Genomic DNA, 15558 nt, shown 5'->3' on the forward strand with positions numbered 1-15558 from the left:
GATCAGAGGTTGAGGCCACGACGTTTGCATAACTAATGGTAATCGTGATTACAAACTTATTTTGATGTACAAGCGCTGGTGCGAGTTGCATATTCCGCTTCACAACAACCCCAAAGTGGAGTGAAGAAGGTGTCAAAAACTCGCAGTAGCCTTGATGATGATCTGTTTGAATCCGATGGTGACTTTGAGTGCGAATTTCGTGAAACCCAGTACGAAAAACGAGAAAAGAATCGCCGTCAGACGGAAATTCGCCGCAGAATGGAAGATAAGCTGGAGCGTCGTCGCATGTCTGAGCAGTTGGGCATGTACCTGGACGATCTGGATCTCGATGACTACCCGGAGGAAGTTTTTTACGAACGTCCTGCCCGCGGTCACGAGTATCGAGGCTGATAACAGAGTTCTATGATTCCAGCGTCAGTAATCCCAGAACCCCCGCGAGGGGCTGGGATTTTTCAGTGCCTGTGCGGTATACCGCATAGATGTCTCTTGAAAAATGTGGGCTGTCGCTTACCGAGTAGAGTAAATCCGCAGCTTGTCCGGTGAGTATGGTCTGCGGCAGGTAGGCCGAACCTCCCTGCCGCAGAATAAACGATTCGGCAATGCTGGCCATATTGGTATGCAGTGCCGGAGAGGGAGCGTCGGCAAACTTTTTATCGTGAAACAGGCCGAAGGCGGTTCCCCAGTCCACGTACACGTAATTAGTCTGCAAGGCGTCTTTGGTGGTGATTCCTGAGTTTGTAGAAACCAGCTGTAAGGTCAGTTTCCCCATTGGGGTGGCGGTAAAATCCGTGAGTTCCGCTGGCTCAAACAGCAGTGCCACATCAATAATTCCTTCCTGCAACAGTCTGATCAGTTCCTGAGTTGAATGAGCTTCCGCCCTGAGGGCCAGTTCCGGTTCCTGCTGTTGTATCCGGGCGAGCTTGCCCTGTAGCAAAAATCGCCAAAGTCCTGCGGTGGTTCCAACACTCAGTTGACGTTTCTGTTCTTGCTTCAAGGCGACTTCCTGACGGGCACGAGCCCAGGCCGTGAGCATGGTCTCTGCGTGAGGCAGCAGGCGTTCACCTTCGGGGGTCAGTTGGATGTTATTTCTCGCCCGAATAAAGAGATTAACGCCCAGTGACTCCTCCAGCTGCTTGATACGGGCACTGACGGCTGCCTGGGTCAGGTAGAGGTTCTCGGAGGCCTTGCCGAAATGGCGGGTTTTATTGACCTCAAGGAAGGTTTTGAATAACTCAATATCCATGTCGAGACTGACCTTAATGTGTGGTTGGCTATCATGTCCAGGCAATGTCTGAAATACTGGGACGATTGTATCTCTGAAGACAGACCATCGAAACAGAAATTAAGCGCAGTTCCATTATGTTGCCAACAGATACCCGAGTTTCACGGCTTTTCCGGCTGTTTATCCCGGTTCAGCTCAGCGTATTGTGATCGATGTTGTCTGTGAGGCGGCTATAGTTGTCCTAGTGGTGGTTGCAGAAAAGGATGCCGGCTGGCCCAATGGGGATCTGCAAAAGGATATTGTCCAAGCCTGATACTGAACAGATTTTAATTTAAAGAGGAGAAAATAATGAGAGTGGCAGTACTGTCCAGAAACCCCAATTTGTATTCTACCCGTCGATTAAAAGAGGCCGGTGAGGAGCGCGGTCACCAGGTAGACATTATTGATACCTTGCACTGCTATATGGATATTACTCAAAGCCGGCCGGCAGTCCGCTATCTGGGTGAAGAGCTACCGTACTACGACGCCGTGATCCCAAGAATAGGCGCTTCGATTACATTCTATGGCGCTGCGGTTGTGCGTCAGTTTGAAATGATGGGTACTTTTACGGTTAATGAATCCGTAGCCATCAGTCGCTCTCGTGACAAGTTGCGCTCACTGCAGTTGCTGTCGCGTAAAGGCGTTGGCTTGCCTCGTACCGGTTTTGCGAATAGACCGGATAACATCAAAGATTTGATCAAAAATGTTGGCGGTGCACCTTTGGTGATCAAATTGTTGGAAGGCACGCAGGGCATTGGTGTGGTGCTGGCGGATACCAATAAAAACGCGGAAAGTATCATCGAAGCGTTCATGGGATTGAAAGCCAACATTCTGGTTCAGGAGTTTATTAAAGAAGCCGGTGGTGCAGACATCCGTTGCTTTGTGGTCGGTGGCAAGGTGGTTGCAGCAATGAAGCGCCAGGGGGCTGAGGGCGAGTTTCGTTCCAATCTGCATCGTGGCGGGTCGGCAACGCTGGTTAAACTGTCAAAGGAAGAGCGGGCAACTGCGGTGAATGCGGCAAAAGTGATGGGACTGAATGTGTGTGGTGTTGATATTCTTCAGTCTAATAACGGTCCTGTTGTGATGGAGGTGAATTCATCCCCTGGATTGGAAGGCATTGAAACCGCGACCAACAAAGACGTGGCCGCATTGATTTACAGCTTTATTGAAAAACAGGCCAAGCCCAATAATACAAGAACAAAAGGTAAAGGTTAGAGTTCATGGAAAAACTGGTTATTGGCGGTACGGAAATCAAGCCGGGCACCTGGGTTCAAATTGAAATGCCGGTTGCCAAACTCTATACGGACACCGATATATCCATGCCGATTCAGGTGATGCGCGCAAAGAAGGATGGGCCAACCGTGTTTGTGTCCGCTGCAGTGCATGGTGATGAATTGAATGGAATCGAAATTATACGTCGCCTGATCAAGTTGAAGGCCCTGAAGTTGACCCGAGGCACTCTGATTCTGGTGCCTATGGTGAATGTCTATGGTGTACTGAATCAAAGCCGCTATATGCCGGATCGGCGAGACTTGAATCGCACCTTTCCTGGGTCTGCCCAGGGGTCTTTGGCTGGGCGGGTTGCAGACAAGTTTTTGACTGAAATTGTCAATCACTGTGACTATGGGATTGATCTGCACACGGGAGCCATCCATCGCTCCAACTTGCCGCAGATTCGCGCCGATCTGAATGACGAGGTGACACGGGGTTTGGCGGACGTATTTGGTGTGCCGGTGCTGCTGAATTCCAATCTTCGTGATGGATCCCTGCGTCAATCGGCGCTGGAGTCCGGTGTGCGGATTTTGTTGTATGAAGCGGGTGAGGCGCTGCGGTTTGATGAGCTGTCTATCAGGGCCGGTGTGAAAGGCGTCATGAATGTGTTGTCCCATCTGGAAATGATACGCAAGCGTTCTGGTGGCCGTTCCAAAAAAGTGTTGCGTCCCTATGAAGCGAACAACAGTGCCTGGGTCCGGGCCTCTTGCAGCGGTATTGTGTTGAATAAAAAGAGGTTGGGCGATGCAGTGCAAAAGGGAGATGTACTGGCTGAAATTGGCAGTCCGTTTGGTGATGTAATGGGGGAAGTGATCGCTATTCGTTCCGGTATTATTATTGGCCAGCAAAACATTCCGCTGGTTCAGGAGGGCGATGCCATGTTCCACATTGCTTATTTTTCAGAAGATGGCGAGATGATCGCAGAGCGTATTGAAAATATGCAGGACAGTTTGTTGCCGGAGTCCGGTGACATTGGGTGACCAGTCACTCCTGCTGAGAGGCATGTGCGCCTGCGGTGTTTGGTTGCTCCAGCCGCAGACTCAATGTTGAGTCTGCGAAATTTTAAAACAGCAGCCAGTGCCCAATGTGTGTTGGTTCAGAACCATTGTTTACGCTTGAAGAAAGTAATCAGTCCTGTGGAGATTAGAAGCATTGCGCCGATTAAAACAAAGTAGGCGTACTTGTAGTGTAGCTCAGGCATGTGTTCGAAATTCATGCCGTAAATACCTGCGAGAAAACTCAGTGGTACAAACACCGCGGTAATCACGGTCAGTACTCGCATGGTGTTGTTCAGCTGGTGTGAGGTGATTGATATATAGCTGTCAATCAGGTCGCTGCAGATGTCATAGTGCATTTGGGTCAAACTGTGCAGGCGCTCGAAGCGATCATCAACATCAACAATCAGGTGTTTGCTTTCTTCAACAGAGAATGGGATTGGATTGCCTTCGTAATTTTTCAGCTGTTGAGAGACGCTGACATGATAGTTAAAAACCCGTTTGATTTTGATTAAACGGGATTTGTACAGAGCCAGCTCGGTCAGTGCTTTTTCCCCGAAGCCGTCCCGAATCTGATCTTCCTTGTTACTGATGTCGTTTTCAAATTCCAGCACATGTTCCAGATAAATACCCGCCGAGGTGTGCATGATTTTCAGGGCCAGAGCCATCGGTGAGGTGTGCAGAAAGCGTAAATCATTACTTTTGATCACTTTGTTGATGCCCATTGATGCTTGGGGGTGAACGGTGATCAAACAGCGCTCACTGATAAAAAAGCCCATGGTCTGATGATCGAAGACAAGGTCGTCCAAAACCTGACTGATACCGCGATAAAGAACAAATATGTGGTCCTCAAAATATTCGATTTTGGGCGGGTGGCGCTTTCGGAAGGTATCCTGAATCGTCAGCGGGTGGCAGTTTAATTCAGTTAAAAAAGCCTCTATGTCACTGAAGTTGTCGTCATGATGGTGAATGTCGACCCAAATTTTGCTGTCCGATGAATTGCGCCACAGAGCAATCTGGTTCTCATCGCCTTCGACAATCGTGTTGTCTTTACTGGTTAGGTAAGTTTTGATCATTCTCAGCTGCCTGACATACGTGTTTGCACTCAATGATAGTATAATGGTGGTCTTGAATATAGAAACCGATTGGTTTGAATTGGCCAATGTTGTTTTACCTTGAATTGTCTGCACAGGTTCCTGTTTATGTATCCGCTTGATTATATTGATCCGGTTTTTCGTCCTCCCAGTGAAGCCCGTTCGTTAATTTTGCAGGTGACCAACGGCTGCTCCTGGAATAAGTGCACCTTTTGTGAAATGTACACGCAGGAACAAAAGCGTTTTCGTCCACAGCCCGTGGAAGCACTTGAAGAGCAACTGAGAAGCTTAAGCTCGGCGGGCTATCCGGTTCGGCGTATTTTCCTGGCCGATGGTGATGCGATGACCTTGTCCACCCGACGTCTGAAAGAAATCCTGCAGCTGATCCAGCGTTACTATCCGAATGTACAGCGGGTTTCTTCTTACTGTTTGCCGCGCAATCTGAAAAAGAAAACCGTGGAAGAGCTGGCTGAGTTGCGAGAGATGGGGTTAAGCCTGATGTACGTCGGCTGTGAAAGCGGAGATGATGAAGTCCTGCAGCTGGTTGAAAAAGGCGAGAGCTTTGAGTCTTCTTTACAGGCTTTGGAAAAAATAAAAGCCGCAGGCATGAAAAGTTCCGTGATGATTCTTAATGGACTGGGGGGCGAGGCCCTGTCAGAACAGCATGCGCTCAATTCAGCGCGACTGATGAACGCAGCACAACCGGATTACCTGTCGACCCTGGTGGTGTCTTTTCCAACCGGAGATGAGCGCTATCAAAAGAACTTTAAGGGGCAATTTCAGCCTTTGAGTCAAACGGGTTTGTTTACTGAGATGAAAACTCTGCTGACGACACTGGAATTGGAGCAAACCATTTTCCGAAGCGATCACGCGTCAAATTATCTGGTTTTGAAAGGCGTATTGGGCAAAGACAAATCCGCCATGCTGGCACAGGTGGATATGGCTCTTGAGGGACGTATTGCCCTGCGTCAGGAGTGGCAAAGGGGGCTCTGAGAACTGCCGGTGTGACTCACAAGCCATGCCGGAATCAGGCGAAATTAGGCTCAGGTTGGGCGTCTTCTTCCTGAACACCAAAAAGGTAGTCGTGCAAAATATCGACCATGGCTTCGCCGACATGCTGGTTGAGTTCTTTGAGGCTGTCGAAAGCAGGGGTGACGACATTGTTATCATTGAAAAAATCATCAACTGCCAGAATGTATTGCTTAACCCCTGTCGGTGACTTTTTAAGCAGCTCCAGCACATGGAAGTTAAAGTCCAGAGACAATCGCAAAAGATGAGGAAACATGGATTCCTGGCGATTCAGAAACTGTACTTTTCGGCTGCCGATAATGTCGTTCGGGAGCGTTGCAGATGTTGCCATAAAAACCTCAGCAAATTGTTGTTATTGTTCCTTCCGGTATCGGATTAGAACACAATAGCAGACGACAAAAGTGTGATGAAGTTAACATTTGGGTTTTATCGTACAGGCTGAAAGGAGTCCTTCGTCACTGATTTGTCAATATTCTTATGGGGTCGGACTCTACCGGGGCATGATGACACTTATATGTCACGTATATGTTTTTAATGCCTTTAAGAGGGCTTCGCTGCCAGTGCTGACAGCGGCCTTCCAGACCCCGTTTGTGGGGTGTTATTCCTCCCTGATCACCATGTTCTGGGCGAAGGACTTTCCATTTTCCACATAGTGCTGAGCCCCCATGCGGAGAATCTCTTTTTCCTCTTCAGTGAGTGGACGTTTTACTTTGGCGGGCGACCCCATGACGAGGGAGCCTTCGGGGATTTCCATACCCTCCGTGACCAGAGCATTACTGCCGATCAGGCAGTATTTACCGACTTTAGCGCCGTTTAAAACCACTGCGTTAATGCCTATAAGTGAACACTCACCCACATGGCAGCCGTGAACGGTCGCGTTGTGACCTATGGTGACATCACGCTCAATGATCAGTGGCTGGCCGGTATCGGCGTGCAGGACAGCGCCATCCTGTACATTGCTGCCTTCACCGATACTGATTTCCTCGCAATCCCCGCGGACGGTGGCATTGAACCAGACGCTGGTGTCTTTATGCAGGGTTACAGAGCCTACCACCATGGCGTTGAGGGCGACGAAACTGCTGGGGTCTTTTTTTACTTTGCGGTTTTTTAAATCGGCAATCACGGGGGAATCCTGTTATCTGGGAATGCTTTGAAAGTGACTTGATGCACGAATGCAGTCAGCAGGTCCTAGAGTAACGGATCGACCGTGTTTTTGCAGTGTTTCCCGCTCGCGGGTTAATCGCCAGACTGTCGGATCCACTCGAAAGCCGCATCCAGCTGATCATGATTGAACTGGCGGATATCCGCAGCCACAAAGTGCTGAGCAATGGTCGGCAGTATCTTGATCAGTGAGTCGTCAGAGACGGCGGCGACTTTGCGCACCTTTCTGTGGTGGTCGCGGATAAATTTGAGGTGTGAGATCAGCGCGGAAAAGTCCTCCCAACCGGGAAATTTGTCCGTGTTGATGACAATGCCGTTGAGGTGGTCATTACTGGCCAGATAGCGGTCAACCACCTCGCTGAGTTGAGCGAAATCACGGACCAGCATGGGAGAAGTCGGTGACACTCGCAAAATGCCTTCGCTGGGGAAAAGCTCAAAATCCAACATAGAGTTTAATTTGCCTGTTCCAATGGTCGGTTTCGATAAGTGTTTTTTGCTTTGAACGTTATGGGGGGCCAGCTTCAAACTTTCTCTTGATTGCAAAACTGGCCGGTTTATTGCCTAAGCTTAGACTAGGTATGTCCGCTATGCTTATCTGGTTGATGACATTTTCAGGGCATGCTGGTCTTTTAGACGCAGTTCTGTCAAGGTTTTCGACAGCCGTCACAAGTTGAGGAACAGCTATGGATTCAATTAAGGTTTCAGAATGTATGAGTCACCAATTCGTGTCTTTTTCACCGTTGACTCCCGTGGTCGAGGCGGCAATTGCGCTGGTGAAAAACGAGCTGTTGGGAGGCCCGGTGGTGGATGAATCTGGTCATTTGATTGGTTGGATTTCCGAACAGGATTGTATCGGTGCCGTAAGTCAGGTGGCGTATTACGCTCAGAGGGTGTCTGTCGTTGAAGATGTGATGAGCCGTGAAGTGACCTCGGTGGATGGTGAGCGTAACGCCATGGATCTGGCAGAAGACATGAAAAAACAGCGTCGAAAGGTGTATCCGGTGGTGGATGGCTCCAACCGGGTATTGGGTGTCATTTCCCGGCGACATATCCTGCGGGCCATGTGTTCCCTGATTACCAAGTTCGAGCGAGAAGCTCACCCGCCGTTGTCCGGTAAACAGGTGTCTGGCAAGCCGGTCGCTCACTGATTTCCTGTCTCCCATCCCGGGACGTACGGGCTGTATTTCGCACTGGCTGAAACTGTCGTGACGGCCAGGTACGGAGTGTCAGTTAATCGAACGTCCCCCGTCCACGGGCAGCACCTGCCCGGTCACATAATCGTTCTGTAGCAGATACAGAACCGCCTGGGCAATGTTCCTGGGGGCTCCGTTCCGGCCAAGAGGAATTCGCTCAAGAATGGATTGCTTGCCGCTTGCGTCCAGTTCGGATTTGTCTTCTGGCCATAAAATGGCGCCTGGTGCCACGCTGTTGACCCGAACATGAGGAGCCAGCTCCCGGGCCAGCGATTGAGTGAGCATGACATTGGCGGCTTTTGCCATGCAGTAGAGGGTGTATTCTTTGAGGGGTTTGCTCGCGTGAATGTCGGCGATGTTGATGATGCAGCCGGTGCGCTGTTTCAGTTCCGGAGCCAGTGCCTGGCTGAGAAAAAAGGGCGCCTTGGCGTTGCTGCTCATCAGTTCGTCCCATTGTTTCGGTGTCGCAGTTCCTACTGGGGTGGGATAAAAGCTTGAGGCGTTGTTGACCAGGACATCCACCCGTCCGAATACCTCCGGCGCGGTTCTGGCCAGAGCTTCTACTTCTTCATCCCGCCCAAGATCGGCCTGAACCAGTGCTACGGAATTGGCACGAAGCTGGTTGAGACTGTCAGCCAGTTGCTGTGCTTCATCCTGTGAGTGCCGGTAGTGAATCAGAACCCGATAGTTCTGCTGATGAAGCTGTCGGATAATTTCTGCGCCAATGCGTCTCGCGCCGCCGGTGATTAAGGCAACCGGGGTATTGTGCTCGGTGGTGTTGCTCAACATGATTTTCCTGAATGATGGTGAGTCGGACTAGGCGTCGCTGATATGTGAGTAGTTATCTTTAAACGTCTGCAGCGCCTGAATGCGTTTGCTCTGCAGAGCCTCGCCAATGGCTTTGCCGGTGACTCCTTCGGCAATCACGTCTTTGGCCTGAATGTCATTGCAGACTTCCAGAGCCTGGCGCACGTAGTCCGCCTGAGGATAGGGGCGTTGTTCGAATCCCTTTCGGCCGCGGGAATCCGCTTCACAACACAGCAGAAAATCTTCCAGTTGCCGGGGCCGGCGAAAGCAGTCCAGTCGTTGCATCATGGTCAGCAGGGTTTTGGCTTTCAGTTCAAAGACGCGATGGCAATTGGTGTGGTCGCGAGCCACGGCAATGGCCAGTTCCCGGTGGCGTTTGGGGATCGCCAGTCGATCACAGAGATCTTCGATCAGTGGCAGACTGCGTTGCTCATGGGCGATATGACGAGGCAGTACGTCGGCGGGTGTTGTGGCTTTGCCGAGGTCATGAATCAGGGTGGCCAGCAAGACCGCGCTGTCTTCACTGAGCTTGCGGGCTTCTGTCAGAGCCATCAGGCAGTGGATGCCACAGTCTATCTCGGGATGATGCTCCGCCCGTTGGGGGACACCAAACAGGGCGTCCACTTCGGGCATGATGACGTTAAGCGCCCCGCATTGGCGCAGAACCTGTATAAAGACCTCCGGCGAGCGTTCGCAGAGGGCACGTTCCAGCTCTTTCCAAACCCGTTCGGCAACCAGATGGCCCACTTCGCCGGAGTTCACCATTTCAGACATCAGCTGCATGGTTTCCTCGGCGACCTGAAACCCCAGATGGTGGTAGCGGGCGGCAAAGCGAGCGACACGGAGAACCCGAACCGGGTCTTCACTGAAAGCCGGACTGACATGACGGAGCAGTTTGTTTTCCAGGTCATCGAGGCCGTGGAAGGGGTCGGTTACCTTTCCGCTCTCGTCTTCGGCGATGGCGTTGATTGTCAGATCGCGGCGTGCTAGATCCTCTTCCAGCGTGATGTCCTTTGATGTGTGGAAGGTAAAGCCGCCGTAGCCTGGAGCGGTTTTACGCTCAGTACGGGCCAGGGCGTATTCCTCGCCGGTGTCCGGGTGTAAAAAGACCGGAAAGTCTTTGCCCACAGGACGGAAGCCCTCAGCCAGCATGTCGTCGGGGGTGGAGCCCACAACGACCCAGTCGCGTTCGTGAAAGGGGTAGCCCATGTGTTTGTCGCGAACGGCGCCGCCGACCAAATAAACCTGTTTCATCGTTGCTGGGTCTGCCTGAAAAGTCAGTGGGTGGAAGTCTGGCTGCTCACAGCGCATTGAGGGTTAATGTAAAAGCCTTAACACGGGTGACACGCTGTCAGTATACACGGGATGATAAGGGTGTTTGCAGACCTGACAGGGCACAACCGGTTGGCACCAGGGTTGGCCGCAGGGCGATTAACCGTGGGTCAGTTAACCGAGAGTCTGTTGCAAAGGCAGCTGGATGGAAAACTCACAGCCGGTTCCGGGATCGCTGCTAACCTGAACGGTGCCCTGATGGCCCTCAATAATCCGATAGCTGACGTAGAGCCCCAGTCCGGTGCCCTGACCAACCCCTTTGGTGGTAAAGAACGGGTCGAAAATCCGCCCAATGACTTCAGGATCAATACCGCTTCCAGTGTCGCGAATAATGATTTCAATGCGATCCACCCGACTGTGGGTCTCGACATAAATATCACCGCGGCCCTCGATGGCCTGGGCGGCGTTCACCAGCAGGTTGGTTATGACCTGATAGATCTGCGTGGGAACGCATTCAATCACTGGCAGTTGCTCATCCAGGGCGAGATGAACATCGGCCTTGTATTTGACTTCAGCCTTGACGATGTTGAGCACACTGGCAATGCAGTCGTTAATCTGCAGGGGTTCCCATCGGCTGTTGCTCTGGTCACCCTGCGGGTGATGGGAGAAGGATTTCAGGTCCGCAATGATTTGTTTGACTTGTCGGGCGCCCTGCAGTGAATCGCCAATCAGCTGTTGTACGTCACCTTTCAGAAATGGCAGGTTGATGTCCCTTTGCAGCCTTAGCAGCTGATCGCGGGCACTGGGGTCTGAAATATAAGCTTCTGCCTGTTGGTAGAGTCCCAGCAAGTTGATCAGATCGGCAATGTAATCCTTGAGTGAATCCAGATTCGAATGGATATAGCCAATGGGGTTGTTGATCTCGTGGGCAATGCCTGCAGACAAGCTACCGAGGGAAGCCATCTTTTCGGCGAGAATCAGCTGGTTCTGGGCAGCTTGAAGCTCCCGGTTGGAGGCTTCGAGTTCGGCGGTGCGCTGTTGCACTCTGGCCTCAAGCTCCTGTTCGCGATTGTGCAGGGCCAGCTGTGTGCCGACCCGGGCGAGCAACTCATCGGGATTAAAGGGCGTGGTGACATAATCAGACGCGCCCAGTTGCAGGGCTTTGCTGATCGTAGACGACTGGTTGTCTGCGGAAACTACGACAAATGCCGGACGCTGACTGAAGTCCATCTCGTTGGCTTGTGTCAGCACTTCAAACCCGCTGAGGTAGGGCATATTAAGATCCAGCAGCACCAGATCATAAGACTGCTCAATCAGTGCATCCAGGCACTGTTGGCCATTCTCTACCAGGGTCAGGTGGCGATAATGTCCTTTCAGAATGCCGCTCAGCACCTGTCGATTGACAGGATTGTCGTCAACAATCAGCAGCGTGGATTGATCATCAATTGAGCCGGTGGTGTCTTCGTCCATTGCGACAGCTCCTCCATAGCGATGCAAGGCACCCGTAAGGGCAGGCGCCTGCGATTGATCTGCCTGTGGGCGATCGAAATTGGCGCGTGTAAGCACAATGCATTATGGCGCACTGAGAGACTGAATCAAATTGGGGGAGTAAAAAAAGAGCCCCCACTACATCTAGGGGCGAAGGGTCTTAGGGTGTTCTGTTACGGGGACTCAGTCTTAATGCGCCTTTAAGCTGGTGCCTTTGCGCTGCTGGGTCAGCCTCTGTCTGGTGAATGATGGAGGCGATAGTCTGTAATGGGCGTAATGATATCCCTTACATGCCTAACCTGTCAATTGTGACATTGCTAACATTTGTAAATTTCTTGTACGATATGGTGACATTAAAGTCATGTAAGGCAGGTCTGAATTTGGGTATGCTTACGGCCAACAATAACAACGAGCACGAAAGTGCGGTAAAAGTGATTTATTTATGGGGACAGTAAAAGTACTGACGACTGGTGAGGCGGCGAAATACTGTGGGGTGAACTTCCGCACGGTGATTCGCTGGATTGAGCGTGGCAAACTGAAAGCTTATAAGCTGCCGGGGCGCGGAGATCACCGAATTCAGGTAGAAGACTTTGTCACGTTTTTACAGAGCAATGCCATGCCTGTGCCTGACGAGCTGGGAGCCCAGAGGCGCTCTGTACTGGTCATTGAAGATCAGCCGGAAATGGCCAGTGCAATCCGACGGGTACTGATCCGTCAGGGGTTTGAGGTACAGGTGGCTCACGATGGATTCAGCGCGGGTACCCTGTTGGCCGGCATGAAGCCCGGGCTGGTAACTCTGGATCTGAAAATGCCCGGCATGGATGGTTACGAGGTGTTGCGCTTTATCCGGAGCCACGAAGAGCATGCGCAAACACGCGTACTGGTCATCTCCGCCGAGACCAGCGCTGGCCTGGAGCGGGCGGTTGCTCTTGGAGCCTCCGATATTCTGCCCAAGCCTTTCGAAAATGAGGAATTGCTGAACCGTGTAGAGGCGCTATTCGAAACGGCGTAATGCCAACCCGCCAGCCTCTCTGGCGGGATGTTTTAATGTTTCTCCCTGCTTTACCAATTTCCAGATTGATTAATTAATGACGGGTAGCGCCATTTCCAAATCGGTTGTCGAGTCGTCCGGTTTTGGCGGGCAGTGATAAGTGGCGGTTATTTCGTCTCCCTGGACGGAGTGAAGGTGCACATCGAATCCCCAGAGCTGGTGAACGTGTTTTAACACCTCCTCGGTCGAATCGCCCAGTGGTTTGCGGTTGTGCTGTACGTGCTGCAGGGTCAGTGAACGGTCACCGCGAATATCGACCTGATAGACCTGTATATTGGGTTCACGATTGCCCAGATTGTACTGTCCGGCCAGCTCTTCCCTGACCTGTTGATAACCGCTGTCATCGTGAATGGCACTGACTTCAATCTCTCGCGATTTGTCATCGTCGATGATGCAGAAGAGTTTCATATCGCGCATGACCTTTGGCGACAGGTATTGAAGAATAAAGCTCTCGTCCTTGAAGTTACGCATGGCGAAATGCAGGGTCTCAAGCCAGTCACTCCCGGCGATGTCAGGAAACCAGCGACGGTCTTCTTCAGTGGGGTTTTCACAGATGCGGCGGATGTCGGTCATCATGTTGAAACCCAGAGCATAGGGGTTGATGCCGTTGTAATAGGGGCTGTCATAGGATGGTTGATAAATCACACTGGTGTGAGACTGAAGAAACTCAAAGATGAAGCCTTCCGTGACCATTCCGCGGTCATACAGAGTGTTCAGCAGGGTGTAGTGCCAGAAGGTGGCCCAGCCCTCATTCATGACCTGGGTTTGGCGTTGCGGGTAAAAATACTGGGCAATTTTGCGCACAATCCGCACGATTTCCCGCTGCCAGGGTTCCAGCAAGGGCGCGTTTTTCTCGATGAAGTAGAGCAGGTTCTCTTGGGGCTCTTCAGGAAAACGGGTTTTGGCCTTGGCTTTCTCCGGGTCGGCCTGTCCGGGAATCGTACGCCATAAATCATTGACCTGCCGTTGCAGGTGAGCCTCTCGCTCTTCCTGACGGGCTCGCTCCTGTTCTGCTGAAATGGGGTAGGGGCGCTTGTAACGATCCACACCGTAGTTCATCAGCGCGTGGCAGGAGTCAATCAGACTTTCAACTTCGGCAATGCCGTGGCGGGATTCGCACTTGGCAATGTAATTCTTGGCAAACAGCAGATAGTCGATAATGGAATCCGCGTCCGTCCAGGTGCGGAACAGGTAGTTGCCTTTAAAAAAAGAGTTGTGACCATAGCAGGCGTGGGCTATCACCAGCGCCTGCATGGTCATGGTGTTCTCTTCCATCAAATAGGCGATGCAGGGGTTGGAGTTGATGACAATTTCGTACGCCAGCCCCATCTGGCCGCGGTTGTAGGAATGTTCAATATTGAGAAACTGCTTGCCGTAGGACCAGTGGTGATAGCCCAGAGGCATGCCCACAGAGGCATAGGCATCCATCATTTGTTCGGAGCTGATCACCTCGATTTGATTGGGGTAGGTGTCAAGCTTGTATTCTTCTGCGATCGCGGCAATGGCGCGATCGTACTCTTCAATCAGCTCAAAAGACCATTCGGACGTCTCCGAGATGGGGTTTTTCTTTAATTTGCTTTCCAGATCATTCATGGGCAATCCTGAAAACGGTCTAACTGGGGCCGGTAAACTTATTTGCTGGTGGCGGTTCGCTTGTGGAACAGCTCCCGGAATACCGGATAAATATCACTCACATCGACAATCTGCTGCATGGCAAAGACATCGCCATAGTTGGCCTGGACTTCCTGATATTCCCGCCACAATGCCTGATGGTCTCTGGGGGTGATTTCAATGTAGGAGTAATACTGCAATTTGGGTAACAAATCCTGCATCAAAATGCGGGAACAGGTGGAAGAGTCGTCGTTCCAGTTGTCGCCATCCGACGCCTGAGCGCCGTAGATGTTCCATTCGGACAGCGGGTAGCGCTCGTCGAGGATTTCTTTCATTAATTTCAGTGCACTGGATACAATGGTGCCACCGGTCTCGCGGGAATAGAAAAATTCCTGCTCATCCACTTCTTTGGCGCTGGTGTGGTGACGAATAAAGACGACTTCGGTGTGCTCATAGTTTCTCTGCAGGAACAAATACAGAAGGATAAAGAACCGCTTGGCAATGTCTTTTGTCGCCTGATTCATTGAGCCGGACACATCCATCAGGCAAAACATGACGGCTTTGGAGCGGGGGACGGGGTCCTTTACGTGCAGGTTGTATTTGAGGTCGAAAGTGTCGAGCCAGGGCACCCGGTTAATACGACTGCGCAAGGCTTCGATTTCTTCCTGCAGGGCGGTAATACGAAGTTGATTTCTCAGCGCGGGGTCGAGTTTTTCCTGTTGCTCCAGTTCGGCTTCCAGTTCCCGCAGTTTTTTGCGTTTGCCGGCAGTCAAGGCGATACGGCGGGCGTTGGCCGAGCGCAGCGAGCGAACGATATTGAGGCGTCCCGGATTGCCTTCGTTGGCAATGCCCGCACGACGCATCTTGAATTCTTCATTACCGGCCAGTTGTCTCTTGACCAGATTGGGCAGCTCGAGATCCTCAAACATAAAGTCGAGGAACTCTTCCTGAGTAATCTGGAAGACAAAATCGTCCATGCCTTCGCCCTGATCACTGGCGCCTGAGCCTGCCCCTGAGCCACCTTCACCGGCAGGCGGGCGTGGAATCCGGTCACCACGGACGAACTCTTTATTACCGGGCAGGACATTGCTGTTGCGGCCACCCTTGCCGTGATGAAAAATCGGTTCACTGATGTCCTTGCTGGGAATGCTGATCTGTTCACCTTTATCAATTTCAGTGATAGACCTCTGTCCTACAGCGTCGGATACGGCTTTCTGGATGTGCTTGCGGTAGCGCCTCAAAAAGCGCTGTCGGTTCACAGTGCTTTTGTTTTTGCTGTTGAGGCGTCGATCTATAATGTAGCTCATGGCGGCCTCGCTGGTGT

The 15558-nt window shown here is 51.6% G+C and carries 16 protein-coding genes; 6 read left to right on the plus strand and 10 right to left on the minus strand.

Features of this window, described 5'->3' with window-relative positions; translation table 11 throughout:
- The first annotated feature begins 129 nt into the window (after positions 1-129).
- Entirely contained in the window at positions 130-390 is a 261-nt protein-coding gene (locus KOI40_RS12185) for a PA3496 family putative envelope integrity protein (protein ID WP_216097804.1), read from the plus strand.
- 10 nt (positions 391-400) lie between these two features.
- Here KOI40_RS12185 and KOI40_RS12190 read toward each other — a convergent pair whose 3' ends face one another.
- On the minus strand, positions 401-1243 hold the full coding sequence (locus KOI40_RS12190) for a LysR family transcriptional regulator (protein WP_216097805.1): 843 nt from the start codon (positions 1241-1243) through the stop codon (positions 401-403).
- Positions 1244-1570: 327 nt separating this feature from the next.
- On the opposite strand from KOI40_RS12190, the gene rimK reads away from it, so the two are divergent.
- Positions 1571-2476 carry a 30S ribosomal protein S6--L-glutamate ligase gene (gene rimK, locus KOI40_RS12195; protein WP_216097806.1) on the plus strand — a complete coding sequence of 302 codons (906 nt, stop codon included), beginning with the start codon at positions 1571-1573 and terminating at the stop codon, positions 2474-2476.
- 5 nt (positions 2477-2481) lie between these two features.
- Positions 2482-3513 (plus strand): succinylglutamate desuccinylase/aspartoacylase family protein, encoded by a 1032-nt coding sequence (locus KOI40_RS12200; protein WP_216097807.1) that lies wholly within the window; start codon positions 2482-2484, stop codon positions 3511-3513.
- 116 nt (positions 3514-3629) lie between these two features.
- Here the strand turns inward: KOI40_RS12200 and KOI40_RS12205 are convergent, their stop codons facing one another.
- Positions 3630-4604: a magnesium transporter CorA family protein gene (locus KOI40_RS12205; RefSeq protein WP_216097808.1), complete on the minus strand. Its 975-nt coding sequence runs from the start codon at positions 4602-4604 to the stop codon at positions 3630-3632.
- Between the two features lie 126 nt (positions 4605-4730).
- On the opposite strand from KOI40_RS12205, the gene KOI40_RS12210 reads away from it, so the two are divergent.
- Positions 4731-5615: a radical SAM protein gene (locus KOI40_RS12210; RefSeq protein ID WP_216097809.1), complete on the plus strand. Its 885-nt coding sequence runs from the start codon at positions 4731-4733 to the stop codon at positions 5613-5615.
- Positions 5616-5649: 34 nt separating this feature from the next.
- On the opposite strand, the gene KOI40_RS12215 is transcribed toward KOI40_RS12210, so the two are convergent.
- The 3 genes from KOI40_RS12215 to KOI40_RS12225 all read right to left on the minus strand — a co-directional run bounded on the left by KOI40_RS12215 (position 5650) and on the right by KOI40_RS12225 (position 7259).
- The gene (locus KOI40_RS12215) at positions 5650-5982 is read right to left on the minus strand and encodes a hypothetical protein (protein WP_216097810.1); all 333 of its coding nucleotides are present in this window, start codon (positions 5980-5982) and stop codon (positions 5650-5652) included.
- Positions 5983-6249: 267 nt separating this feature from the next.
- Positions 6250-6774, minus strand: a complete 525-nt coding sequence (locus KOI40_RS12220) for a gamma carbonic anhydrase family protein (RefSeq protein WP_369413182.1) — start codon at positions 6772-6774, stop codon at positions 6250-6252.
- Between the two features lie 113 nt (positions 6775-6887).
- Entirely contained in the window at positions 6888-7259 is a 372-nt protein-coding gene (locus tag KOI40_RS12225) for a SpoIIAA family protein (protein ID WP_216097811.1), read from the minus strand.
- Positions 7260-7522: 263 nt separating this feature from the next.
- Between KOI40_RS12225 and KOI40_RS12230 the strand changes: the two genes are divergently transcribed.
- Entirely contained in the window at positions 7523-7960 is a 438-nt protein-coding gene (locus KOI40_RS12230) for a CBS domain-containing protein (RefSeq protein WP_216097812.1), read from the plus strand.
- 78 nt (positions 7961-8038) lie between these two features.
- Here KOI40_RS12230 and KOI40_RS12235 read toward each other — a convergent pair whose 3' ends face one another.
- The 3 genes from KOI40_RS12235 to KOI40_RS12245 all read right to left on the minus strand — a co-directional run bounded on the left by KOI40_RS12235 (position 8039) and on the right by KOI40_RS12245 (position 11554).
- Positions 8039-8794 carry a pteridine reductase gene (locus tag KOI40_RS12235; RefSeq protein ID WP_216097813.1) on the minus strand — a complete coding sequence of 252 codons (756 nt, stop codon included), beginning with the start codon at positions 8792-8794 and terminating at the stop codon, positions 8039-8041.
- Positions 8795-8821: 27 nt separating this feature from the next.
- Complete coding sequence (locus tag KOI40_RS12240) at positions 8822-10066, minus strand: multifunctional CCA addition/repair protein (RefSeq protein WP_216097814.1); 1245 nt, start codon at positions 10064-10066, stop codon at positions 8822-8824.
- Positions 10067-10258: 192 nt separating this feature from the next.
- Complete coding sequence (locus KOI40_RS12245) at positions 10259-11554, minus strand: ATP-binding protein (protein WP_216097815.1); 1296 nt, start codon at positions 11552-11554, stop codon at positions 10259-10261.
- A 460-nt stretch (positions 11555-12014) separates the two neighbouring features.
- Between KOI40_RS12245 and KOI40_RS12250 the strand changes: the two genes are divergently transcribed.
- Positions 12015-12584, plus strand: a complete 570-nt coding sequence (locus KOI40_RS12250; protein ID WP_216097816.1) for a response regulator — start codon at positions 12015-12017, stop codon at positions 12582-12584.
- Between the two features lie 69 nt (positions 12585-12653).
- Here the strand turns inward: KOI40_RS12250 and KOI40_RS12255 are convergent, their stop codons facing one another.
- Both KOI40_RS12255 and KOI40_RS12260 read right to left on the minus strand, forming a co-directional pair.
- Positions 12654-14216, minus strand: a complete 1563-nt coding sequence (locus KOI40_RS12255; RefSeq protein WP_216097817.1) for a SpoVR family protein — start codon at positions 14214-14216, stop codon at positions 12654-12656.
- Between the two features lie 38 nt (positions 14217-14254).
- A complete protein-coding gene (locus KOI40_RS12260; protein ID WP_216097818.1) occupies positions 14255-15541 on the minus strand; it encodes a YeaH/YhbH family protein in 1287 nt (428 codons plus the stop codon).
- Positions 15542-15558 lie beyond the last annotated feature (17 nt).

Origin of the sequence: Pseudomaricurvus albidus, assembly GCF_018863235.1 — a bacterium.
Lineage (GTDB): Bacteria > Pseudomonadota > Gammaproteobacteria > Pseudomonadales > Cellvibrionaceae > Pseudomaricurvus > Pseudomaricurvus albidus.